Origin of the sequence: Serratia sp. NPDC087055, from assembly GCF_044900985.1 — a bacterium.
GTDB lineage: Bacteria > Pseudomonadota > Gammaproteobacteria > Enterobacterales > Enterobacteriaceae > Serratia.
Genome location: NZ_JBJDOG010000003.1, coordinates 285,463 through 306,848 on the forward strand (window position 1 = coordinate 285,463; position 21,386 = coordinate 306,848).

At 53.0% G+C, this 21,386-nt stretch carries 25 protein-coding genes; 12 read left to right on the forward strand and 13 right to left on the reverse strand.

All coding sequences use genetic code 11. The annotated features are described in order from the left end of the window. Positions 1-146: 146 nt before the first annotated feature. The 11 genes from ACI2J2_RS17505 to npr all read left to right on the forward strand — a co-directional run bounded on the left by ACI2J2_RS17505 (position 147) and on the right by npr (position 8,178). Complete coding sequence (locus tag ACI2J2_RS17505) at positions 147-1,124, forward strand: calcium/sodium antiporter (protein WP_265555901.1); 978 nt, start codon at positions 147-149, stop codon at positions 1,122-1,124. 16 nt (positions 1,125-1,140) lie between these two features. Next, positions 1,141-2,127 carry an arabinose-5-phosphate isomerase KdsD gene (kdsD, locus tag ACI2J2_RS17510; RefSeq protein WP_209637147.1) on the forward strand — a complete coding sequence of 329 codons (987 nt, stop codon included), beginning with the start codon at positions 1,141-1,143 and terminating at the stop codon, positions 2,125-2,127. Between the two features lie 17 nt (positions 2,128-2,144). Beyond that, a complete protein-coding gene (gene kdsC, locus ACI2J2_RS17515; RefSeq protein WP_209637145.1) occupies positions 2,145-2,699 on the forward strand; it encodes a 3-deoxy-manno-octulosonate-8-phosphatase KdsC in 555 nt (184 codons plus the stop codon). After that, positions 2,696-3,274, forward strand: a complete 579-nt coding sequence (gene lptC, locus ACI2J2_RS17520; RefSeq protein ID WP_209637143.1) for an LPS export ABC transporter periplasmic protein LptC — start codon at positions 2,696-2,698, stop codon at positions 3,272-3,274. The genes kdsC and lptC overlap by 4 nt, the downstream gene beginning before the upstream one ends. Continuing rightward, a complete protein-coding gene (gene lptA / locus ACI2J2_RS17525) occupies positions 3,243-3,782 on the forward strand; it encodes a lipopolysaccharide ABC transporter substrate-binding protein LptA (RefSeq protein ID WP_006317105.1) in 540 nt (179 codons plus the stop codon). Before lptC ends, lptA begins: the two co-directional genes overlap by 32 nt. A 6-nt stretch (positions 3,783-3,788) precedes the next feature. Beyond that, the gene (lptB, locus tag ACI2J2_RS17530; protein WP_037416315.1) at positions 3,789-4,514 is read left to right on the forward strand and encodes an LPS export ABC transporter ATP-binding protein; all 726 of its coding nucleotides are present in this window, start codon (positions 3,789-3,791) and stop codon (positions 4,512-4,514) included. A 49-nt stretch (positions 4,515-4,563) separates the two neighbouring features. Further along, positions 4,564-5,997, forward strand: a complete 1,434-nt coding sequence (gene rpoN, locus ACI2J2_RS17535; RefSeq protein WP_209637141.1) for an RNA polymerase factor sigma-54 — start codon at positions 4,564-4,566, stop codon at positions 5,995-5,997. Positions 5,998-6,020: 23 nt separating this feature from the next. Then, the gene (gene hpf / locus ACI2J2_RS17540; protein ID WP_004948547.1) at positions 6,021-6,308 is read left to right on the forward strand and encodes a ribosome hibernation promoting factor; all 288 of its coding nucleotides are present in this window, start codon (positions 6,021-6,023) and stop codon (positions 6,306-6,308) included. Positions 6,309-6,462: 154 nt separating this feature from the next. Continuing rightward, entirely contained in the window at positions 6,463-6,924 is a 462-nt protein-coding gene (gene ptsN, locus ACI2J2_RS17545) for a PTS IIA-like nitrogen regulatory protein PtsN (RefSeq protein WP_172479792.1), read from the forward strand. A 130-nt stretch (positions 6,925-7,054) separates the two neighbouring features. Continuing rightward, positions 7,055-7,909 (forward strand): RNase adapter RapZ, encoded by an 855-nt coding sequence (gene rapZ, locus ACI2J2_RS17550; RefSeq protein WP_012147065.1) that lies wholly within the window; start codon positions 7,055-7,057, stop codon positions 7,907-7,909. Further along, positions 7,906-8,178 (forward strand): PTS phosphocarrier protein NPr, encoded by a 273-nt coding sequence (gene npr / locus ACI2J2_RS17555; protein ID WP_020831874.1) that lies wholly within the window; start codon positions 7,906-7,908, stop codon positions 8,176-8,178. Before rapZ ends, npr begins: the two co-directional genes overlap by 4 nt. 55 nt (positions 8,179-8,233) lie before the next feature. Here npr and ACI2J2_RS17560 read toward each other — a convergent pair whose 3' ends face one another. The 10 genes from ACI2J2_RS17560 to ACI2J2_RS17605 all read right to left on the reverse strand — a co-directional run bounded on the left by ACI2J2_RS17560 (position 8,234) and on the right by ACI2J2_RS17605 (position 17,120). Further along, positions 8,234-10,150, reverse strand: a complete 1,917-nt coding sequence (locus ACI2J2_RS17560; RefSeq protein ID WP_265555900.1) for a transcription antiterminator — start codon at positions 10,148-10,150, stop codon at positions 8,234-8,236. Positions 10,151-10,202: 52 nt separating this feature from the next. Beyond that, positions 10,203-11,417 (reverse strand): lactonase family protein, encoded by a 1,215-nt coding sequence (locus ACI2J2_RS17565; protein WP_404760522.1) that lies wholly within the window; start codon positions 11,415-11,417, stop codon positions 10,203-10,205. Positions 11,418-11,565: 148 nt separating this feature from the next. Further along, entirely contained in the window at positions 11,566-12,306 is a 741-nt protein-coding gene (locus ACI2J2_RS17570) for a 2-dehydro-3-deoxy-phosphogluconate aldolase (RefSeq protein ID WP_209637135.1), read from the reverse strand. Further along, entirely contained in the window at positions 12,303-13,421 is a 1,119-nt protein-coding gene (locus ACI2J2_RS17575; RefSeq protein ID WP_209637132.1) for a DgaE family pyridoxal phosphate-dependent ammonia lyase, read from the reverse strand. Before ACI2J2_RS17575 ends, ACI2J2_RS17570 begins: the two co-directional genes overlap by 4 nt. Then, the gene (locus tag ACI2J2_RS17580) at positions 13,405-14,544 is read right to left on the reverse strand and encodes an amidohydrolase/deacetylase family metallohydrolase (RefSeq protein WP_404760523.1); all 1,140 of its coding nucleotides are present in this window, start codon (positions 14,542-14,544) and stop codon (positions 13,405-13,407) included. Before ACI2J2_RS17580 ends, ACI2J2_RS17575 begins: the two co-directional genes overlap by 17 nt. 62 nt (positions 14,545-14,606) lie before the next feature. After that, entirely contained in the window at positions 14,607-15,257 is a 651-nt protein-coding gene (locus tag ACI2J2_RS17585; RefSeq protein WP_037416299.1) for a DUF4310 family protein, read from the reverse strand. Between the two features lie 11 nt (positions 15,258-15,268). Then, entirely contained in the window at positions 15,269-16,045 is a 777-nt protein-coding gene (locus ACI2J2_RS17590; RefSeq protein WP_012147073.1) for a DUF4311 domain-containing protein, read from the reverse strand. A 30-nt stretch (positions 16,046-16,075) separates the two neighbouring features. Continuing rightward, on the reverse strand, positions 16,076-16,372 hold the full coding sequence (locus ACI2J2_RS17595) for a DUF4312 family protein (RefSeq protein WP_209637127.1): 297 nt from the start codon (positions 16,370-16,372) through the stop codon (positions 16,076-16,078). Next, the gene (locus ACI2J2_RS17600; RefSeq protein WP_209637125.1) at positions 16,372-16,737 is read right to left on the reverse strand and encodes an SFCGS family glycine-rich protein; all 366 of its coding nucleotides are present in this window, start codon (positions 16,735-16,737) and stop codon (positions 16,372-16,374) included. Before ACI2J2_RS17600 ends, ACI2J2_RS17595 begins: the two co-directional genes overlap by 1 nt. A gap of 35 nt (positions 16,738-16,772) precedes the next feature. Further along, a complete protein-coding gene (locus ACI2J2_RS17605; protein WP_404760524.1) occupies positions 16,773-17,120 on the reverse strand; it encodes a glycine dehydrogenase in 348 nt (115 codons plus the stop codon). Positions 17,121-17,545: 425 nt separating this feature from the next. Here ACI2J2_RS17605 and rnk point away from each other — a divergent pair, with 425 nt between their 5' ends. Next, positions 17,546-17,956 (forward strand): nucleoside diphosphate kinase regulator, encoded by a 411-nt coding sequence (gene rnk, locus ACI2J2_RS17610; protein WP_209637123.1) that lies wholly within the window; start codon positions 17,546-17,548, stop codon positions 17,954-17,956. Between the two features lie 39 nt (positions 17,957-17,995). Here the strand turns inward: rnk and ACI2J2_RS17615 are convergent, their stop codons facing one another. The 3 genes from ACI2J2_RS17615 to ACI2J2_RS17625 are packed head-to-tail and all read right to left on the reverse strand — an operon-like array spanning position 17,996 to position 21,109. Then, positions 17,996-18,784 carry a sulfite exporter TauE/SafE family protein gene (locus ACI2J2_RS17615; RefSeq protein ID WP_404760525.1) on the reverse strand — a complete coding sequence of 263 codons (789 nt, stop codon included), beginning with the start codon at positions 18,782-18,784 and terminating at the stop codon, positions 17,996-17,998. After that, positions 18,777-19,658 (reverse strand): formyltransferase family protein, encoded by an 882-nt coding sequence (locus ACI2J2_RS17620; RefSeq protein WP_265555892.1) that lies wholly within the window; start codon positions 19,656-19,658, stop codon positions 18,777-18,779. The genes ACI2J2_RS17615 and ACI2J2_RS17620 overlap by 8 nt, the downstream gene beginning before the upstream one ends. Beyond that, positions 19,655-21,109 (reverse strand): FAD/NAD(P)-binding protein, encoded by a 1,455-nt coding sequence (locus ACI2J2_RS17625; RefSeq protein ID WP_209637117.1) that lies wholly within the window; start codon positions 21,107-21,109, stop codon positions 19,655-19,657. Before ACI2J2_RS17625 ends, ACI2J2_RS17620 begins: the two co-directional genes overlap by 4 nt. Positions 21,110-21,386: the final 277 nt, after the last annotated feature.

Genomic DNA, 21,386 nt, shown 5'->3' on the forward strand with positions numbered 1-21,386 from the left:
ATAACGAAAAAAAACGAAAGTGTTCATATATTAGCCGGGAAAACCCGTTGCTGCGGCTTTAGCGTGCACAACGGAGGGCAAAGCAAGATAGCCGAATTACGGCTTTTAACCAACGAACCGGGATAATACCCAACAAAGGACCCTGCATGTTTCTCGCGATAGCGTTATTAATCGTTGGTTTATTTTTACTGGTGTATGGCGCAGACCGCTTAGTTTACGGTGCTGCAGTCATTTCTCGTTCACTTGGCGTGCCGCCGCTGATCATCGGCATGACCATCGTAGGTATCGGCACGTCCTTACCGGAGCTGTTCGTATCAACGACAGCAGCGCTGAACGGGCAAATAGATATGGCCGTTGGGAACGTATTAGGTTCCAATATTACAAATATTTTGCTGATACTGGGGGTCGCCGCGCTGATACACCCTCTGGCGGCACGTTCCGAAGTGTTGCGGCGCGAACTGCCGCTGATGTTGGCGGTCACAGTACTGTGCGGTTTCGTGTTGATGGATGGCACCTTGAGCCGGTTGGATGGCGTGGTGCTGTTGGCCGCCGCCGCGGTCTTTATTCTATTGATGTTAAAAATTGCCCGACTGGCGCAGCGTGAAGGCAATGACAGCCTGACCGTAGAGCAAATGGCCGAGCTGCCACAGGACAGCAGCAATACCGTCGCGGTGCTGTGGTTGGTGTTGGCGTTTATCATTCTGCCACTGTCTTCCAGAATGGTGGTCGATAACGCCACGGTGATTGCGCACTATTTCGGTATGAGTGAACTGGTTGTCGGTTTGACCATTATTGCTATTGGAACCAGCCTGCCTGAACTGGCTACCTCCATTGCCGGGGCACTAAAGGGTGAGGATGATATGGCGATTGGTAATATCATCGGCTCCAATATTTTCAATACCGTAATCGTACTGGGGGTTCCCGCCCTGCTGTCCCCGGGCAGCGTCGACGCTGCCGCCTTCCATCGCGATTACTGGGTGATGCTGGCAGTCAGCATTGTGCTGAGTGCCCTGTGCATTGGGCGGAAACATCGCATCGGCCATCTGGCGGGCGCTCTGTTATTATGTGGTTTTATTGCGTATCTTGCGGTGCTGTTCTTTAACCCTTTCAGTACTTTCGGCTAAACCGACGGGAATGAGTATGTCAAACATTCAGTTGCAACCGGGCTTTGATTTCCAGCAGGCAGGCAAAGAAGTGCTGCAGATTGAACGTGACGGGCTGGCTCAGCTCAGTCAATACATCAATGCAGACTTCACCCGCGCCTGCGAGCTGATTGCCGGTTGCAGTGGCAAAGTGGTCGTGATGGGCATGGGTAAATCCGGGCATATCGGCTGCAAAATTGCTGCAACCTTTGCCAGCACAGGCACACCTGCGTTCTTTGTTCATCCCGCCGAAGCCAGCCACGGCGACCTTGGAATGGTTACTACGCAAGATATCGTGCTCGCCATATCAAACTCGGGGGAGTCTAACGAAATCCAGGCGCTGATCCCGGTGTTGAAGCGCCAGCAAATCCCATTGATCTGCATGACCAACAACCCAGACAGCTCGATGGGCAAAGCGGCCGATATTCACCTGTGCATCAAGGTGCCACAGGAAGCCTGCCCGCTGGGTCTGGCTCCTACCACCAGCACCACGGCGACGCTGGTGATGGGTGACGCCTTGGCCGTCGCACTGCTGAAAGCCCGTGGTTTCACACCGGAAGATTTTGCCCTTTCGCACCCAGGCGGTGCTCTGGGCCGTCGTCTGTTGCTGCGTGTATGCGACATTATGCACAGCGGCGACGAAATTCCCCATGTCAGTGCCGACGCCTCTTTGCGCGACGCGCTGCTGGAAATCACCCGTAAAAATCTGGGCATGACGGTCATCTGTGACGATCTGATGAAGATCGCCGGTATCTTTACCGACGGTGACCTGCGCCGGATATTTGATATGGGCATTAACCTCAACGACGCCAGGATTGTCGATGTCATGACGCTGGGCGGCATCCGCGTACGCCCAAACCTGTTGGCCGTCGACGCGTTAAATCTGATGCAACAACGTCATATCACCGCGGTGCTGGTTGCCGATGGCGACCAATTGCTGGGTGTGGTACATATGCATGACATGCTGCGCGCCGGTGTCGTTTAATTATGGAAGAGAACTCAATGAGTCTGGTTGAAACCTGCTACGGGCCTGTAGAACAAGATGTCATGGCGCGTGCCGGGAAAATCCGCCTGCTGATTTGTGATGTCGATGGCGTGCTGTCAGACGGCCTGATTTTCATGGGCAACAATGGCGAAGAATTAAAAGCATTCAACGTCCGTGACGGTTACGGTATCCGCTGCCTGAAAACCTCAGATATCGAGGTGGCGATCATCACCGGTCGTTCCGCCAAGCTGCTGGAAGACCGGGCAAATACCCTCGGTATCACCCACCTTTATCAGGGGCAATCCGATAAGCTTTTGGCCTTCCGTGAACTGTTGGATACACTGTCGCTTACGGCAGATCAGGTCGCCTATATTGGTGACGATCTGATCGACTGGCCGGTGATGGCGCAAGTTGGCCTGGCCGTTGCGGTCGCAGATGCACATCCGTTGCTGCTGCCACGCGCCCACTACGTTACCCGCATTGCCGGCGGCCGCGGCGCGGTGCGCGAGCTGTGCGACATTATTCTTTTGGCTCAGAACAAGCTGGAGGACGCCAAAGGGCTGTCGATATGAGTAAAACCAAACTTTGGATCACCCTTTTGCTGGCGGTGATCGCATTGGCGCTGATTGGCTGGAACATGGCTGATTTCAATAATGACGCGGTCCCAGGGCCGGTGAACAGTCAGGACCCGACTTACCAGAGCCAGCACACGGTCACCATAGTGTACAATCCGACCGGCAAGCTGAGTTACAAGCTGGTAGCGGAAGATGTGAAGTATTATACCGCCGATGATTTAAGCTGGTTTACCCAGCCAGTGATGACGCTGTTTGATGAAAACGCGGTGGCTACCTGGTCAGTTCGCGCCGATCGCGCCAAACTGACTAAAGATCGGATGCTGTATCTTTACGGCCATGTCGAGGTGAATAGCCTGACCACCACCTCACAGCTGGAAAAAATTAAAACAGATAATGCTCAGGTGAACCTGGTGACCCAGGATGTGTCTTCGGATGACGAAGTGACACTCTACGGGACGAACTTCACCTCTAACGGCATGAAAATGCGTGGGAACCTGCGGACCAAAACCGCTGAGCTGATTGATAAGGTTAAGACCAACTATGAAATTCAGAACCAAAAAACAACGCCGTAATCTGTTGATCGGCAGCTTGATTTTGGCCGCCAGCGCCCCCGCTTGGGCGCTGAAGTCCGACTCCAATCAACCGGTGAGCATTGATTCACTGAAACAGTCACTGGATATGCAGAGCAACGTCAGCACCTTTACTGATAACGTGGTGATTAAGCAAGGCACCATCGATATCAAGGCGGACAAGGTCGTGGTGACTCGGCCGGGCGGCGATCAGAACAAAACCTACATTGAAGCCTTTGGTAACCCAGTGACTTTTTACCAGATGCAAGACAGTGGCAAGCCGGTGAAAGGCCATGCCCAAAAGGTCCGTTACGATGTCGCCTCGCAGTTAGTGACCCTGACCGGGAATGCCTATCTGGAACAGCTCGACAGCAACGTAAAAGGCGATCGCATCACCTACCTGGTGCAACAGCAGCAAATGCAGGCGTTTAGCGATAAAGGCAAACGCGTGACTACGGTTCTGGTACCGTCGCAGTTGCAAGACAAAAACGGGCAAAAGAAGAGTAACTAATCACTTATGGCTACACTCATCGCAGAAAACTTGGCGAAAGCCTACAAGGGCCGCAAAGTTGTTGAAGACGTCAGTCTGAACGTGAAATCCGGCGAAATCGTCGGCCTTCTGGGGCCGAACGGTGCCGGTAAGACCACCACCTTCTACATGGTGGTGGGTATCGTTCAACGTGATGCCGGGCGTATCGTGATTGACGAAGAAGACATCAGCCTGTTGCCACTGCATGCGCGCGCGCGTCGTGGTATCGGCTATCTACCGCAAGAAGCGTCAATCTTCCGCCGCCTGAGCGTGTATGACAACCTGATGGCCGTTCTTGAGATCCGTGATGACCTCAGCAGCGAACAGCGAGCAGACCGTGCGGTAGAGCTGATGGAAGAGTTCCATATCTCCCATCTGCGCGACAACCTGGGCCAGGCCTTGTCCGGTGGCGAACGCCGCCGCGTGGAGATCGCCCGAGCCCTGGCGGCCAACCCGAAATTCATCCTGCTGGATGAACCCTTCGCCGGGGTCGACCCCATCTCCGTTATCGACATTAAAAAGATTATCGAGCACTTGCGTGATAGCGGCCTGGGCGTGCTGATCACCGACCACAACGTGCGCGAAACGCTGGACGTATGTGAACGCGCCTACATTGTCAGCCAGGGCAAACTGATTGCTCACGGCACGCCGGATGCTATTCTGGCCGATGAGCAGGTGAAACGCGTTTATCTGGGCGAAGAATTCCGCCTCTGAGTACCAGCGCGCCCATTGGGCGACGGTTAACGGAAGTAAACAGAAGATTATGAAGCAAGGTTTGCAACTCAGGTTTAGCCAACAATTGGCTATGACCCCCCAACTCCAGCAGGCTATCCGCCTGTTGCAGTTGTCCACGCTTGAACTCCAGCAGGAGATACAGCTGGCATTAGAGAGCAACCCATTGCTTGAACAGACTGACCTGCACGAAGAAATCGAAACCAAAGAAACCCTCGAAACCGAAGGTTTGGACACCCGCGAAGCGCTAGAACAGAAAGACATGCCGGAAGAGCTGCCGTTGGACGCTACCTGGGATGAAATCTATACGGCGGGTACCCCCTCCGGTACCCGTACTGATTACAGCGATGATGAACTCCCGGTTTATCAAGGTGAAACCACCCAGACCCTGCAGGACTATCTGATGTGGCAGGTGGATCTCACACCGTTTTCCGATACGGATGCCGCCATCGCCACCTCAATCGTTGACGCTGTCGACGACACCGGTTATCTCACCGTGCCGCTGGAAGACATTCTGGAGAGCATCGGTGACGAAAATGTGACAATGGACGAAGTCGAAGCCGTATTGAAACGCGTACAGCGTTTTGATCCGGTTGGCGTTGCCGCGCGCGATCTGCGTGATTGCCTGTTGGTTCAGCTTTCCCAGTATGCCGAAGACACGCCCTATCTGGCTGAAGCACGCCTGATCATCAGTGAACACCTGGACTTGCTGGCCAACCACGACTTTCGCAGCCTAATGCGAACAACGCGCTCAAAAGAAGATACACTGAAAGAAGCGATGCAGCTGATTCAGTCACTCGATCCGCGTCCGGGCCAGTCGATCAATACCGGCGAGTCTGAGTACGTGATCCCAGACGTGCTGGTACGCAAAGTGCAAGATGTTTGGACGGTTGAGCTCAACAGTGACAGTATTCCACGGCTGAAGATCAACCAGCAATACGCCGCCATGGGCAACAGCGCGCGTAACGACAGCGACGGACAGTACATCCGCAGTAATCTGCAGGAAGCCAAATGGCTGATCAAAAGTCTGGAAAGCAGGAACGACACTTTACTGAAAGTCTCACGCTGCATTGTCGAGCAGCAACAGGCCTTCTTTGAGCAAGGTGCAGAATTTATGAAACCCATGGTACTGGCGGACATCGCTCAGGCCGTGGAGATGCATGAATCGACAATCTCACGCGTGACTACGCAAAAGTTTTTGCACAGTCCGCGCGGCATTTTCGAATTGAAATATTTCTTCTCAAGCCATGTGAATACCGACAGCGGAGGCGAGGCTTCCTCTACGGCGATCCGGGCAGTCGTGAAGAAAATGATCGCGGCGGAAAACCCCGCCAAACCGCTCAGCGACAGCAAGCTGGCCACCCTGCTCTCCGATCAGGGGATCATCGTGGCGCGGCGTACCGTCGCCAAGTACCGAGAGTCTTTGTCCATCCCGCCGTCCAACCAGCGTAAACAGTTGGTTTGACCTCTATTGAGAAGGAAGACACTATGCAGCTCAACATTACCGGACACCACATCGAAATCACCGAACCATTGCGTGAGTTCGTGAACACCAAGTTCGCTAAACTCGAACAGTATTTTGACCGCATAAATCAGGTGTATGTCGTTCTTAGTGTGGAAAAAGTGCAACAGATTGCGGAAGCAACGGTGCACGTGAATGGAGGCGAGTTGCACGCCACCTCGGAAGACGAGAACATGTATGCTGCAATTGATACCCTGATCGACAAACTGGCACGTCAATTGAACAAACATAAAGACAAACTGAAGCAACACTGACATTCTGGGCCGTTTCCGTCCGCGGATTCGGCTCAAACGTAGATTCGGCCATCGGCGCGTTACCTGTTTGTCTATGGGTACCGCGCCGATAAGCCAACAGGCGAAAAATCACCTCACAAGCCTGCTTGCTGGTGTGGTTTTAAGTGAAGATGAGATGAACAACGAAACAATGCAATTAAGCTCGGTCTTAAACATCGAGTGCACCAGAAGCGCCGTCCATTGCACTAGCAAGAAACGCGCTTTGGAAATTATCAGCGAACTGGCCGCCAAGCAGCTAAACCTGTCACCACAGGTGGTGTTTGACGCGGTTCTCACCCGCGAGCGTATGGGCAGCACCGGTATCGGCAACGGTATCGCCATTCCCCATGGCAAACTGGAAGAGGACACATTGCGGGCTGTTGGCGTGTTTATCCGTCTCGACCAACCTATCGCCTTTGATGCCATTGATAACCAGCCGGTCGATCTGCTATTCGCCTTACTGGTACCGGCAGATCAATGTAAAACCCATTTGCATACCCTGTCCCTGGTCGCCAAGCGCCTGGCCGACAAAACCGTATGCCGTCGCCTGCGTGCCGCGCAAAGTGACGAAGAGCTTTACCAAATCATCACCGAGTAACGCCCGGCTGGCGTGACTTCCAGCCCGGATAACGATACTGTTTAGCCATGATGGATTCCGGTTCAGGCCGGAATAATAAAGTTTCTAAAGGTGGCGATAGACGCCACTGAGATGCCAGGGGAGTTTCCACATGGTGCTGATGATTGTCAGCGGCCGTTCCGGTTCAGGGAAATCCGTCGCCTTGCGGGCGTTGGAAGACATGGGTTTTTACTGCGTTGATAACCTGCCCGTGGTACTGCTACCGCAGCTTGCCAATACGCTGGCGGAACGCAACAGCTCCGCAGCGGTAAGCATCGACGTACGTAACATGCCGGAATCGCCGGAAGTGTTTGAATATGCGATGACTCAGCTGCCTGACAGCTTCTCGCCGCAGTTGCTGTTCCTCGACGCCGATCGCAATACGCTGATTCGCCGCTACAGTGATACACGCCGTCTGCATCCGCTCTCTAGCAAGAACCTGTCACTGGAAAGCGCTATCGATGAAGAGAGTGATCTGCTCGAACCCCTGCGTTCCAGAGCCGACCTGATCATCGACACGTCAGAAATGTCAGTGCATGAGCTGGCCGAAATGCTGCGTACACGCCTGTTGGGCAAACGCGAGCGTGAGCTAACCATGGTGTTTGAATCCTTCGGCTTTAAACACGGTATCCCGATCGATGCCGATTACGTGTTCGACGTACGATTCTTGCCGAACCCACACTGGGATCCAAAACTGCGCCCAATGACCGGTTTGGATAAACCCGTTGCCTCATTCCTCGATCGCCACACTGAAGTGCACAACTTCATCTACCAGACGCGCAGTTATCTGGAACAGTGGCTGCCGATGCTGGAAACCAACAACCGCAGCTACCTGACGGTGGCCATTGGCTGTACCGGCGGTAAACACCGTTCAGTGTACGTGGCGGAACAATTGGCCGACTACTTCCGCTCGCGCGGCAAGAACGTGCAATCACGCCATCGTACGTTGGAAAAACGCAAACAATGACGGTCAAGCAAACGGTTGAAATCAAAAACAAACTTGGTATGCATGCACGCCCAGCGATGAAGCTGTTCGAGCTGGTGCAGAGTTTTGACGCCGAAGTGATGCTGCGTAACGACAGCGGCACAGAAGCCGAGGCCAGCAGCGTGATTGCGCTGCTGATGCTGGACTCCGCACAGGGGCGCCATATCGAAGTGGAAGCCACAGGCCCGGATGAAGTAAAAGCGTTGGCCGCCGTGATTGAGTTGATTAATTCCGGTTTTGACGAAGATTAAAGAGTAAGGTGCGCTGCATGATGCGCACCGATTTTACAACACCTCATTCCTGCAGCTAGATCCGGCTCAAACAGTCCAGCGCCACCGCCTTAAAGCTATCAAAATTGTCACTGCCCAGCAGGCGACTCATCGATCGTTCACGCACGAAGGTGACGAACAGATCATAGATCGCCATCGCTTCTTCGTAATCGCTTTTACTGATTGCCAGCAGGAAGATCACGTGAGCGATCTCACCTTCGCCCCAGACGATGCCCTGTGGTGCCAGCAGCGTCACCACCACGGTTTTTTTCGCCAGTAACCCGAGTGAGTGTGGCAGTGCGATACCTTCACCCAACATCGTGGAAACAATGGCTTCGCGCTCAACTACCGACGGATAAAAATCATCACCAACATAGCCTTCACGTTCAAGCTGACTACAGACTTGCTGGAACAATTGCGCCTGGGTCAGCGATTCGTTGACCACCATAAAGTGGTCGGCATCGAAGAACTTCTCCAGCATGTAGGGTTTGGTGCGATCCACCAGAACCAGTTTGCCAAGCTGCTCTAGCTGATATTCAGTCGGGAACGGTGACATCACAACCACAGGCTTGTTCTTTTCGCTGACCCGCGCGTTGGAAATAACAAAATCTTCGTCAATATGGTTGAGCACCTCGTAATCACGTAGCGAAACGATCCTCGTCATGACCAGTTGTGGGTACTTACGCGCAATCTGTGCCTGGATCATCCGCACCGTCGAGTTGCCGGTATCACAGACCAACATCACCTGCGGGTGCCGCTCATAGCCGATGTTGTAATGCCGTTCCAGCCCAACACCAATGTGCAGTACCAGATACCCAATTTCGTTCTCACTCAGGGTATAAGGCGTGTATTTCCCCCAGCTAGACACTGCCGCCAGCGTCACATCATAGGCCATCGGGTAATGCTGCTTGATATTCGCCAACAGTGGATTGGGGATATTAATCTGGTACTTCACCCGAGTGATCATGGTTTTGATATGGGTGAGCAGATCGGCTCGCAGCTGTTTATCACCCTGCAGATTGTAGTTATAGTGCGCGTTGATGTAGGACAGAATGTAATCCACCAGCGCTTCTTCATCGTCTGCGTTGATCTCGGTCGGCTGCACCTCTTGCACCCGCCGCGCAGCAATATTCACCCGCAGGTAAGCCTCTTCCGCCATCGACACGTCTTTCCCGCTGGCTTTGCGCAGCTCCCCTGCCAACCAGGTAGATACCTTGCGTACCGCGTCATCGCCATCCTCAACGTCAAAGTCCGGTAACGGGTAGCCGTCGGTAATGCGCCGCAACGCCACCGCACAGTAGAAGATAAGGTACTGCTCGCCCTCATCGGTCAAACGAATGGCGTATTGCGACAACAGCGGATGCAGCAGCCCGGCGAAAGTAGACACCTGTGGTTGCAGCAGGATCTCATTGTTGAGTAGCGGGTTCTCCGCGTCGGCCAGATGCAGTTGGAATAAAAGATCGGTCAGACAAGCACGGATCGCCATCTCAGAGCCAAACAGCTTCATACCGTAACGCGGTTTGGTTTCGATGGTTAACTGGTAGTGCGCCAAGCGCTCTCTCACCTCAGCCATGTCGTTTTGCAGCGTACCGCGGCTGACAAACCATTCATCGGCTAAATCTTCAAGCTTTAGAGAAAAAGCTGAGGTCAAAAAACGAATCAGCAGATAGTGCACGCGTTCCTGTGCACTACGCGGCGTCGCGTGCTTTTTGCGTTCTTGATGCTGCAAGGCGCTGAACAGCGCAGCGTCATCAACCTGTAAGTGGTAGCCCGCACCACGGCTATGTACAAAGTGGGCCCCGTATTTTTCCAGAATATCGTTCAGTGCGGTGATATCAGCACGTACGGTTCGGGTAGACACGGCGAAACGCTTCGCCAGCTCATCCTGTGGCAAAGTCTCAGACTGTAAAGCATCAAACAGATAGGCTAAACGCGGGTAGGGAAATCGCACCATTCTCTTTCCGTCAATGTAAGGTGCCCGCCTGGGGAGTCAGACGGGCAGCGGGTTACTTCGCGAGCGGCAAAAACACCATTTGCGATGGGCTGCCTACCGGCGTGTAGCCTTCAGCAAAGCTGAGTTTGCCACTGGCCTTATCCACGCTGAATCGGGTGACATTATCGCTGCGCTGGTTCATCGCATACAGATAGTGCCCGTCCGGGCTCAGCGTCAGTGACCGTGGGTAATCACCGCGCGTCCAGATCTCAGCCACCGAGTGCAGCTCGCCATCAGGCCCAACGCTGAATTGCCCAATGCTGTTGTGCAGCCGGTTAGCAACATAAAGATGTTTACCGTCCTCGCTCAGGACCAGGCCTGCAGCAAAGTTGGTGCCCTTATAATCAGCGGGCAGCGAAGACACAACATGCTGCTGTTTCAGAGTACCTTTTTGGTTATCAAAACGGTAGCTGGTCAGCGTCGAGGCTTCTTCGTTCACCAACAGCAACGTTTTGCCGTTCGGGTGAAACACAAAGTGACGTGGGCCTGCGCCGGCAGAAGATGCCGTGATCCACGGCGGATCGTTTGGCGTCAGTTGACCGCTGGCATCATCAAAGCGCCATTGATAGATACGATCCAGCCCCAGATCGGTTGAAAACACATATTTACCGCCAGGATCGCTGGCGATCATATGCGCATGCGGACCATTGTGATCGCTGATGGCGAAGCTACCTTCCACCGCCGCTTCTGGCTTGCCGGCGCCTGCCGGCCCTTGCTGTTGCTGCACTGAGCTGGCGTTGCCGAGCTTGCCATCACTCTGAATCGGGAATACCGCCACGGTACCACTGACGTAGTTCGCCACCAGCAGATGGCGACCGTTTGGCGTAGGAGAAAGGTAAACGGGCCCTGCCCCCTGTGAGTCAACCTGATTGAGCTGAGTCAGGCTACCGTCAGTTGGGTTGATACGGTAAGCAATAATGCCGCCATGCTTAGTGCCGTTAAAGTCTGCCACTTCGCTGGCAACATACAGCGTCTGCCCTTTGGCATCCACGGCGAGCTGTGCTGGGTTCGCCTGGCTGCTGACCAATGTCCTGGCGCTCAGCGCGCCGCTGGCCGGATCAACCTGCACCCGATAAACACCTTCACCATTGGGATTGTAAGTACCGATATAAGCAAAATGAGATGACGTGGATTTCATTGCATCCTCAGCGTGCAGCACCGGGCTGGCCATCGCCAGTAGCGCCAAGGTTAACGCGGTGCGTAGGGGTGGAGACTGCCAGTTTCGCATAGTTATCCTTATGAGAGATAGCGGCGCGGTGTGACCGCGCCTGTGGATACAGAACCTGTCGCCTCCCTGCCTTACGTCATCCGATATGCCCTGCTTACATGCAGCTGCAGCGTTGTTGGCTGCCGCTCCACGTAATTTGGGTAAGTGATTAACCCACCAGTTTTTTGGTCATCGCCAGCAAGGTTTTAACGTCCTGCGGGCGCGTGTTGCCTGTGGCCGCATCAATGATTGAGCTGTAGATATGCGGGATCACACGTTTCACGCCGGCAGCCAGTGCGATCTCGACGATCGGCTCGAAGTTTTCCAGATCGATACCGCCAGTCGGCTCCAGCATAAAGTCATGTTCAGCACAGGCCTGGGCCACATACTGATATTCTTCTTTGCATGCCAGCCCGCCCATCGGGAAATACTTGATCGAACTGCCACCCATGTCTTTTAACAGGGCAATCGCGGTTTCCACCGGTACAATACCGTCCGGCGCAGACGCACTCAGTGGACCGGTGGAGATCTTCACCCAGCCGACGCGGCCGGTCGGTGAAACCAGACCGTTCACCACGCTGTCGTGTTGCCCCAACAATGCGCGGCTGGCACCGACACCGGTAAACACCTGGTTTACGTGCTGCGGCTGCACCCGTTGAGAGATCAAACTCACCATCGTCGATTGTTTCGGATCGCCCGCGCCCAGCCCCACCGACAGCGCATTCTCGATTAATCGCGCATAACGCTGCATGTCAGCAACCGCGCTATCAACGTCCGGATAATTCTTGGACAGAACGCCCACCAGTACATGCCCTTCCGCCGCCGCATAAATGTCCTGCGCATTGTCTTTCGAGCCGGCCAATACGTTTAGGCACACACGGTCACGATAGTAGTTAGGTTGCAGCTTCATGCTTGTTTCTCCGTAAACAGATTTTTAATACAGGTGAAGACAGTCATCAGTTGTTGCTGGTCAACGCTGCGCACATCCACTTCAATCTTGCCTTCGTTTGCCTTATAACCACGGAAGTAGATAGCGATATCGCCAGTTTTCAGCGCCTGTACGATGTCGTAGGTCGAACGCCCGAGCACAGCCTCATCAAAGGTGATTTCCGCTCGTGCGATATCGCGACCGGCACTGTCCCAAACGGTTTTGGCACTGATACCGCTCAGGGTGTTCAGGCTGTCGATAAACGGCGTCATTCTTTCGACCATTTGCTGACCGGTAGTTTTCTCCAGCGTCAGGTAGCTTTCTATCGCCTGAGTCAGACCGAGAATGCCCTCTTTGCCGACCTTCATCGCTCGGCCGATGCCGCCGGATTGCAGCTTCACCCATTCAACGTACTGTTTCTTACCGATCACCAGACCGCTGGTTGGGCCTTCGATGGCTTTGGCGCCGCTGTAAATCACCAGATCGGCTCCCATTTGGGAGTAACACAGCAGATCTTCTTCCGCTGCGGCATCAACGATAAGCGGCAGGTTATGTTTGCGTGCCACCACAACCGCCTGCTCAACGGAAAGAATGCTTTTTTGCACACAGTGATGTGATTTGATGTAGAGAATGGCCGCGGTTTGCGGCGTGATGCAGGCTTCAAGCTGCTCAGCAGAGCATTCATTGGCGTAGCCCGCCTCCACGACTTTACCGCCGCCCAGCGCCACCATGGTGTCGACCGGCGCACCAAAGTTAACGTTATGGCCGCGCGGTAGCACAACCTCACGTGGGACGGTAATAGGTGCTGAGTGCAGGTTCACCAGCAGGTTGGCGTTGTCTTTGACGATCAGCGCCGCCACCGACTGGGCGATGCCCGCGGAAGCGCAGGAAACGATCACCGCAGCGTCAACATTCAGCAGGTTGGCGATGTAAGCACCGGTCTTGTCGACCAGATCCTTGATTTCGAAATAGTGATTCAGGCCATAGTCAACGGCGTCAACGACATCCTGGCGCGGCGTGGACACACCGAGCATAGTCATGCGGCCGGAAGTGTTAATTACCTGTTTTAAATTATATTTTTCATAGATTGAAGACATGAGCGGCTTTCCCTTCATCGGTTAATAGGATTTCCCCGGCCACCACCGCGGCCAGCGGAACCAGCAATTGTTGGCCCGTGGCCGATTGCCCGTCTGAATCGGCAAACACCTGTGGCTCTTGGCGGAGTTCAAACAGGGTGAAATCAGCGTCATAGCCCGGTTCCAGCCGCCCTTTGTGGGCCAGATGCAGCGCCGAGGCGGCGTTTTCCGTAACGCAGGCGATCACCTGCGGTAGGGACAGCCCGACGCTGAAGAATTTGGACATCACCATCGCCAGGCTATGTACCGGGCCGGCGATACGGTTGCGGCAGTAGATATCGGAGCTGATGGTGTGCGGCAAAATGCCAAGCGCAATCGCCTGCCTCGCCACATCAAAGCTAAAGCTGGCCGTACCGTGGCCGACGTCGAGCAACACGCCACGTTTCAACGCGCGCTGAATGGACTCTCGCAACGTACCAGCAGGCGTCAGAATACGGTTCGGCTTGCCGTTGTAGCAGTGGGTGATAATGTCTCCACGCGTCAACAAATCGGCTATTTCATCCAGATCCGGCGGGTTATTACCGATATGTACCATCAACGGTAATTGGTTATTTTCCTGTTGGATCTCTTTGGCAAGCACCAATGGCCGCGTGCCATTTTGACCGACGACGCTGCTGCTCATGCGCGCCTTTATGCCAATGATAAAACCCGGGTGCTTACCGATCGCCTGACTGACTTTTTGCTTATCGATATCGGCCAAATCGGCCAGTTCGTTTTGCCGTAACAAGCCGATGCGTGAAATATTCAGAAAGGCGAAAACGTTGGTTTTAGCATTGCGCGTCAGCGCATAGAACGCCTCGACATCATCGGTACCGGTACTACCAGCATCGATCACTGTCGTGACGCCGCAGGCTGTGCCAACCAGATCCGGTTCGTCATGGTAGATCGGAGAAGAAGGGTAACAATGGACATGAGAGTCGATCCAGCCGGCGCTCAAGCGACAGTTGCCCGCCAGATCCAGTAGCTGATGGCCACGGACGTCATCGGCTAACTGTCCAACCTCGGCAATCTTGCCGCCCTGAACCGCTATATCGACCAGCTGGTCATCCGCCAGTCTGGCACGTCTGATGACTAAGTCATACATACTGCATTACTCCTTTTCAAGCAGGGGAGCGGTGTGCCGCTCCCCGACAATCACACGGGTGATCAAGCGATGGCGACCGGGAAAATCGCCCCTAACAACATCGCGCCGAGGATCGCCCCGCCGGTGATTGGCTTGTTCCAGATATAGAACAACAGTGCGCCTAGCAGTGAACCTATGCCAATAGGAATAGAGGCCGTCATTGCAGACAGGATGATCAATGGCCCCAGGAAACGCCCAGAGGAGTTACCGGCCCCCATCATCACATCTGCCCCGTAGGTGGAGTTGCTCTGGTTGATGGTAAATTTACGCGCCAGGATGATCAGGTAGCCAATTGCCAAACCAATCACCAAACCGGTTATCAGCGACGCAGCAAAGTTGGCGACCGGGAAGATGATCCCCGCACCGAGTAACAGGGCCGGAACCCCCAACCCGACACCGGTTTGGATCGCACCACCGATGTCCAGGATCCCCACCAGCGAGCCTTCGATAATGCGCGCAAACAGGAAGCTGGCACCGAATGCCGCTACAGCACCATAAACACCGGTATCCATGCCGGCACGCAGCATGGAAACGAAGGCGACTTCGTTAAATGCGCCTATGCCATACAGGTAGTACATGTGCGTCCCGGCGAACACGCCGGAAGAGAGCAGGCCAACAAAAATCGGGAATGACCAGTCGGCATACCAGAAGCCTTTTTGGGTTTGTTCTTCCATTTTCCAGCTCCTTATTTACCGCTCAGGGTATTGTGAATGGCGTCAAGCCAGCCCGGTACACCAAGGCTGAAGGACTCGAGGACTTTCATGTCGAAGCCGCGGAAGAAGCCGCTAAGCACGAACAACAGCACAATTACCGCCATCATGATCTTGGTGATTTTGTTCCAGCCGCTTTCTTCGACCCCTTTACCGATCAGGATACCCAGCACCAGACCCGGTACGGCGTTACCCATGATCAACTGCGCCAGACCACCAAAGATGGTGCCCCAGAAACCGGAGCGACGCCCAGCGTCGATCGCCGCCAGCCAGAAGATCACCGGCATCACGGTATTCACCAGCAGGTTAGCGGCCGGCACCAACACTTTAATCGCCGTGACCTGCAGTGCAGCAGGCACTGCAGAGGCCGTGGTATTGAGGAATGCCACCACCAGCATGCCGATAATGCCGCAGGCGATAGCCATTTTTTTCGGGTCGTGCAGCGTTTGCGCCAGATTGCGGTTCTTGACCATCAGCGCAGCAGCCCCCCAGTGCGGGATGATGCGGTGGTCAACGTCCTGCGTGAAGGCCCCCGCCGCCACAGAAGACGCCCAGGCGTTGAAGAAGAAGCCCAGACCGAATGAGAAATGGGAAGCCGGGTCACCCTCACACGAGTTCAGCTCGCCCAGAGTACGGAAAGCGCCCATGCCCTGTGTTGTTGGTGCATGGAACATTCGTGCGGCGCCGGCCCCTACGCCAACCCCCACCAGTCCGCCGATAATAAGCGACTTAAATAAGATGATTAAAAACATCAGTATACCCTTTGATTTATGCTAACGTTTTTATTTCGTGACGAAGACAACTTTTTCTGTATTGATTATTGTCACGTTCACGGTTATTTCCAGAGTAACGGAATAATGCTTTCTTTCGCGCGGTAGAAAGAAGAATAGAAACTTTTCTTTTGTTATTTTCTCTTCCGCTTTTAATACGCTGACATCCTGCGGTTCAATACGCAGCAGAATATTACTGGTGGATTTTAATACCGCGCCCTGCACATTGGCCAAGGCGGAAGCAAAAGCTTTCGCTTTGCTGTCGCCTTTACCCTCCACCTTCACCGACGTTGTATATTGCTCTTTCATTACGGATTGCCGTGTTTTTTAACGTAGGCTTCAACCAGTTTTTGCCCCAGCTCTTCTTTATCCATAAAACCAAAACCTAGCACCGTGCACCCTTCATTGATTGCCGTCACGCCTTCATCAATGGAACGCATACCGTATTTGGCTTTGTAACCGTATTTCGTTTGCGCGGTAATCGCGCCGGCACCGCCACTGCCACAGAAAGAAATCCCCAGCTGTGCGCCTTCTGCTTTCATCACGTCGCCCAGCTTCATGTCTGCCGCTACGCCTGGGATAACAATGGCTTTTCCGCCTGCGTTTTCAATACCCTGACCTACTTTCTGGCCTTTGCCTAAACGATCGCCGATCACTACTGTAATTTGACCCATGGTATTTTCTCCTGATTAATGTAATTCGCTAATAGCTATTGGTTATTATCTTTTGCCACTTCAAAATGCACGGAAAGCAAATAAGCTTCTTCGATCGGCAGAGTGGTAAACTGATCGACCACTCTTTCAGCCATTTTCATTGACTCCGCTGAGATCTCATCAAACAGTGATTTATCAACTTCCGGTAGTGGCTCGCCGGTTATTGAACGCAACACCATAGCGCGAATATGCGACTCCAACATCTGTTGCTGTACCGCATTGGTATAAATACCGTCCTCATTCAGCATGGCGGTAATATCTGACAATACCTGTTCAGTTATCGCCCCGGCCATACTGACATCAGGCTGTTCATTATTTTCTCTCGCAGCAGATCCATCATTCACTTTTCAGTACCCCTAGATCCCAACATGATTCTGTCAATCTCACAGCGCATCACTTGAATAACCCGCCTTCTCTGATGCCTTTACCCTAACCCCGGGACGATTTTCTGTGTAGCGTGTTTTTTTCCAGTTGGAAGTGGAAATTCAGTGAGCATCAGGGATCCATTTCGCAAAATAAGGATTTATTAGATAATTCAATTAAATTACAAAAAGATAACGCCACAAGCTGTTTCCAGTTAGCCCAGCGGCGGTGAAAAGCTTCGTGATCGGGATCTCTTTCTTTTCCCCGCTTAACCGCCTACTATCGGTAAGACAATTCGACATCAACAACACCCCCGCTCCTCTGGCGCGGGGGTGTTGCTTTTGTGTTGTTTTTCCGAATTTATGGGCGCGTGACCCGACGCCTTTTGATTTGACTGGAGAGTGGAATGACCAAGCCAACCATTACTATTAATGAGCTGGATGCGGAACGCCTGGATGCGCTATTGGAACAACCGGCCTTTGCCAACACCGACGTCGCCGCCGCGCTGAACGTCGAACTGGATCGCGCCGAAATCCTGCCGCCGTCCCAGATCCCGGCCAACGTGGTGACCATGAACAGCCGCGTGCGTTTCCGCGATCTGCATACTGCAGAAGAACATGTGCGTACTCTGGTTTACCCGGCGTCGCTGAAAGATAGCCACGAGCAGCTTTCGGTGATGGCGCCCTTGGGCGCAGCACTGTTGGGTATGCATATCGGCAACCAGATTACCTGGCAGTTACCGAATGGCGAAGAAGCACGAATCGAAGTGCTGGAACTGTTGTACCAGCCAGAAGCGGCAGGTGAATACCACCGCTAAGCGGTTATCAGGGCGGTGACGATACCGCCCTTTCTGCGTTTATAGGCTGATGGCGATCAATACCAGGATCAACAACAGCACGTAAATTCTGGCATGCAGCCTGTCATTAACCTTCGGCAACCATTTTTTGGCGAACACAATTCCCATGATACCCGCCGCGACAAGCAACCCCAGAATGGTCAAATTGACATAGCCCAAATATTGGGGCCCAGCCATTTCCTTCCAGCCCAAACCGATATACATCAGTGCGCCAATGATGGCGACCGGGATCGACAGTGGATTGGCCGCGCTCACGCAATGTTTCATCTCGTAGCCATGCCGGCGTAATAAAGGCACCGTTAGTACGCTCCCTCCCACACCGAGCATAGTGGCAATCACCCCGATGAGTGGACCACCGACAAATAGCGTCACCTTAGACAAGGTTGCTCGGGTCGGTTTGACCAAAAACCCCTGCCTGAACAAACAGTCCGCAATCGTTACCAGCATATAAATCACAAACAGGAGCCTGACCACGCCGTCTTCCAACAGGCTTGAGGCGAAGGCCCCCAATGCAGCTCCAATAGCGATAAAGTAAATCAGCGGAACAATGGTTTCACGCAGCAGATTACCACTGCGCCAGTTGGTGAAGGTGGCGTAACCCGCGTTCAGGATCATCACCGCCGTTGAGGTTGCCACGGCAACATGCATCGCCTGACCCGACTGTTCGCCCGAAGAGGCAACCAGGTGATACACAAAAGGCACCACGACGAATCCGCCACCGAAGCCGAATAAAATGGTGGTAATGCCGGTAATAAAACCGGCACCAAGAATGATCAACATCTCAATCATGGCTATGCGCCCGAATGAAATCGTCGAAACCAGCAGCGAACTGACCAGCCAGCTCATGGAACTCATCGCCCACAAACAGCGACAGGTAATGGTGGCAAATGGCATCATGGTCGATCAGTTCAATCCCAAGCGCCTCCGCCTGCGCCAGAGCTGGCGCGTCAGGAAATCCCCAGTAACGGTAGTCGCCCTGTAGCTCAACGGCCACCGCTTCCCGCTCGCCCGCCTGCATCAACTGATGCGCCAAAAATGCCCCAGAACGGCACCCCAGCAGCAACATGTTTTCCAAAAATGAAAGGTCATAGCGCAGCTCAGCCGGCTGTCGGGCGATCACCGGACCGGCATCCCATTGCTCGTCCATTTCATGCAGCGTCAATGCACAATTTTTCTCGCCGTTGACCATCGCGCGGAACAGTGTCATGACACCGCGATAATGTGGCAAATCCCCTGGATGCAGATTCCACAGCAATTTACCGCGCTGGCTGAAGGCCCGCACATAATCTGCAGAGAATTTCTGATAACAACGTAACGAAATGACCGCATCCATATTGCCCAAACTGCTGATGAAGGTTGCATCATTAATGTCGGCAATACGGTGGGCCCTGACTGCTGCTCCGGCCAGGAAAATCTGCGGAGCCTGATAAGCACCCTGACAAATATCTGCATGTCGAGTGACGAACGGAAAGACAAAGTCATTCAATACCTGACGTTCATAGAGACCCAACTGCCGCACTGCCGGTTCTTGCAAACGGCCTGAGGCTTTCACCAGTGGAAAATAAACCGTAAAGGCACATTCCTTGTTTAAGGCGCTAATAACATCCTGGCATGCCAACCAAGAAAAAATATCGTTGCCAACAAATAGCGCTACGTTTTTCATACTGTCGCCTTCTTTGTATTAAATATGCTGTTATTAAAAACTATTTTGCTGATATCTCGGGTAATGGACTCCATTGCCGAGGTATAAAAAAGATCCCCTTTGGCTGGGGCGCCAAGAGAGTACAGGTTTTGTTCATTGCCCTGTTCATCCGGGACTTTTAACGTGATGGGATTACACTTCACACCACCGAATCTATTTTCCTGCACCAGTCCCCCCTGAAGAAGCGTGTCATTTAACCGGTTTGGCTTCATTTGATATGAAGGGGCAGTACAATTGAGTAAATATTGAGTATGTACCGTTGCATTGTGGCAGAAAACTTTGAACCCGTGATTATCCTTGTCGATATTTACCACACCGCCAAAGACCCGTAAGCGTTGACACTCTAATCCAGTAATAATTTTATAGGCATTCTTTAAGGGCATAGCGTGCCGATTACGCATCCAGGAAGAATTATAAAAACGCATAAATACTTGTCGGTTATTTTCATCCATTTTAACCCAGGCTTCACACACTGCCGGGTGGATCGCGGCCAGGTAGCTGCAGATATGCTCACGCGCAAAACGTGCCCGATCCAGGCTTTCGGCCAGGTCACGATAACAATCTCTGCCAGCCCCCATAGAGGACAATACCGTCAATCGTTCCGGCCCAGGGTAGTATTGTTCCAGCGCCGCATTAATCATGTGAACTAACTGATGCGCATCGATAGAGTTATTGTTGGCGACAAAACGGATCAATTGCTGCCTGAATCCTGGCGGCGGTGCACGCATCAGCGCGGGTTGAACACTGGGAAACAATCCGGATCGCGACAAAGCCGAGATATCGCTAGCCCCAACGCGCTCAATCAGTTCAATAATGGCATCGATCGCCGTTAGGCTGCAGCCAATCACGCCGATGGCTGAAACAGGGTTGATAGCGGGAAGATCTCGATTCGCCTGATAAGAAATCACGCCATCAATGGGATACAGGCTTTCCGCTTCATTATGCCCTGAGCACAGCACCAGCGCATTCATCTGCTCCGCAACACCATCCGCCGTGGTCAGCAAATATCCCGCAGGATGCGTGCCTATTTCCTCAACTTCTGCGGTAATGAAATTCAGGGTGACGTTACTGTCGGCAGCCATAAAGACCGACATGTCACGGATAAAATCGAGATACTCTTTATAAAGCCAACGCGGCGGGTAACGGTCTTTACTGTAGCGAGGAAAATGCATCGTGATCCAATCTGAAAAATGCGCACGATCAAAAATATCTGCCGACATGTTCTCCGGCGTCATATTTAAAATATGGCTATCGAAATCGCTGCTGTAAGCCATGCCACCGTTAAAACCTTGCTTGTCAAAAACCTTCAGAGAAAGATGTTTACTGCAATTATTAACTGACTTATTCTTAATAAAGTTGTAAACAAAGGAAATGCCAGCCGCCCCACCACCAATCACACCGATCTTACACATGAAATATCACCTTATAGTCACAGCATTAAAAGAAGAACTATTGCTTCAGGTGTGGAATAAAAAAGATAACTTATTCCTTATTAACTTCTTGTATTGTGCAGACGAGAGACCTCGCCCTGCCCCGGCGTTTAAAATAATAGGGTTCAATCAACAATAAAAATATCTCACTGCCAAGGCAGCGTTATTTCTCTTCCCTGATAGTAAAGTGATGGCGATTGGCTTGCTTTATATGAAGGGCCAACTATCATTGCATTTCGGTCAAAATACTCAACGATGG

Bases quoted from the DNA above. Each gene is read 5' to 3' on its own strand.
- ACI2J2_RS17505 (WP_265555901.1), top strand. From the start codon at position 147: ATGTTTCTCGCGATAGCGTTATTAATCGTTGGTTTATTTTTACTGGTG.
- kdsD (WP_209637147.1), top strand. From the start codon at position 1,141: ATGTCAAACATTCAGTTGCAACCGGGCTTTGATTTCCAGCAGGCAGGC.
- kdsC (WP_209637145.1), top strand. From the start codon at position 2,145: ATGAGTCTGGTTGAAACCTGCTACGGGCCTGTAGAACAAGATGTCATG.
- lptC (WP_209637143.1), top strand. From the start codon at position 2,696: ATGAGTAAAACCAAACTTTGGATCACCCTTTTGCTGGCGGTGATCGCA.
- lptA (WP_006317105.1), top strand. From the start codon at position 3,243: ATGAAATTCAGAACCAAAAAACAACGCCGTAATCTGTTGATCGGCAGC.
- lptB (WP_037416315.1), top strand. From the start codon at position 3,789: ATGGCTACACTCATCGCAGAAAACTTGGCGAAAGCCTACAAGGGCCGC.
- rpoN (WP_209637141.1), top strand. From the start codon at position 4,564: ATGAAGCAAGGTTTGCAACTCAGGTTTAGCCAACAATTGGCTATGACC.
- hpf (WP_004948547.1), top strand. From the start codon at position 6,021: ATGCAGCTCAACATTACCGGACACCACATCGAAATCACCGAACCATTG.
- ptsN (WP_172479792.1), top strand. From the start codon at position 6,463: ATGAACAACGAAACAATGCAATTAAGCTCGGTCTTAAACATCGAGTGC.
- rapZ (WP_012147065.1), top strand. From the start codon at position 7,055: ATGGTGCTGATGATTGTCAGCGGCCGTTCCGGTTCAGGGAAATCCGTC.
- npr (WP_020831874.1), top strand. From the start codon at position 7,906: ATGACGGTCAAGCAAACGGTTGAAATCAAAAACAAACTTGGTATGCAT.
- ACI2J2_RS17560 (WP_265555900.1), bottom strand. From the start codon at position 10,150: ATGGTGCGATTTCCCTACCCGCGTTTAGCCTATCTGTTTGATGCTTTA.
- ACI2J2_RS17565 (WP_404760522.1), bottom strand. From the start codon at position 11,417: ATGCGAAACTGGCAGTCTCCACCCCTACGCACCGCGTTAACCTTGGCG.
- ACI2J2_RS17570 (WP_209637135.1), bottom strand. From the start codon at position 12,306: ATGAAGCTGCAACCTAACTACTATCGTGACCGTGTGTGCCTAAACGTA.
- ACI2J2_RS17575 (WP_209637132.1), bottom strand. From the start codon at position 13,421: ATGTCTTCAATCTATGAAAAATATAATTTAAAACAGGTAATTAACACT.
- ACI2J2_RS17580 (WP_404760523.1), bottom strand. From the start codon at position 14,544: ATGTATGACTTAGTCATCAGACGTGCCAGACTGGCGGATGACCAGCTG.
- ACI2J2_RS17585 (WP_037416299.1), bottom strand. From the start codon at position 15,257: ATGGAAGAACAAACCCAAAAAGGCTTCTGGTATGCCGACTGGTCATTC.
- ACI2J2_RS17590 (WP_012147073.1), bottom strand. From the start codon at position 16,045: ATGTTTTTAATCATCTTATTTAAGTCGCTTATTATCGGCGGACTGGTG.
- ACI2J2_RS17595 (WP_209637127.1), bottom strand. From the start codon at position 16,372: ATGAAAGAGCAATATACAACGTCGGTGAAGGTGGAGGGTAAAGGCGAC.
- ACI2J2_RS17600 (WP_209637125.1), bottom strand. From the start codon at position 16,737: ATGGGTCAAATTACAGTAGTGATCGGCGATCGTTTAGGCAAAGGCCAG.
- rnk (WP_209637123.1), top strand. From the start codon at position 17,546: ATGACCAAGCCAACCATTACTATTAATGAGCTGGATGCGGAACGCCTG.
- ACI2J2_RS17615 (WP_404760525.1), bottom strand. From the start codon at position 18,784: ATGATTGAGATGTTGATCATTCTTGGTGCCGGTTTTATTACCGGCATT.
- ACI2J2_RS17620 (WP_265555892.1), bottom strand. From the start codon at position 19,658: ATGAAAAACGTAGCGCTATTTGTTGGCAACGATATTTTTTCTTGGTTG.
- ACI2J2_RS17625 (WP_209637117.1), bottom strand. From the start codon at position 21,109: ATGTGTAAGATCGGTGTGATTGGTGGTGGGGCGGCTGGCATTTCCTTT.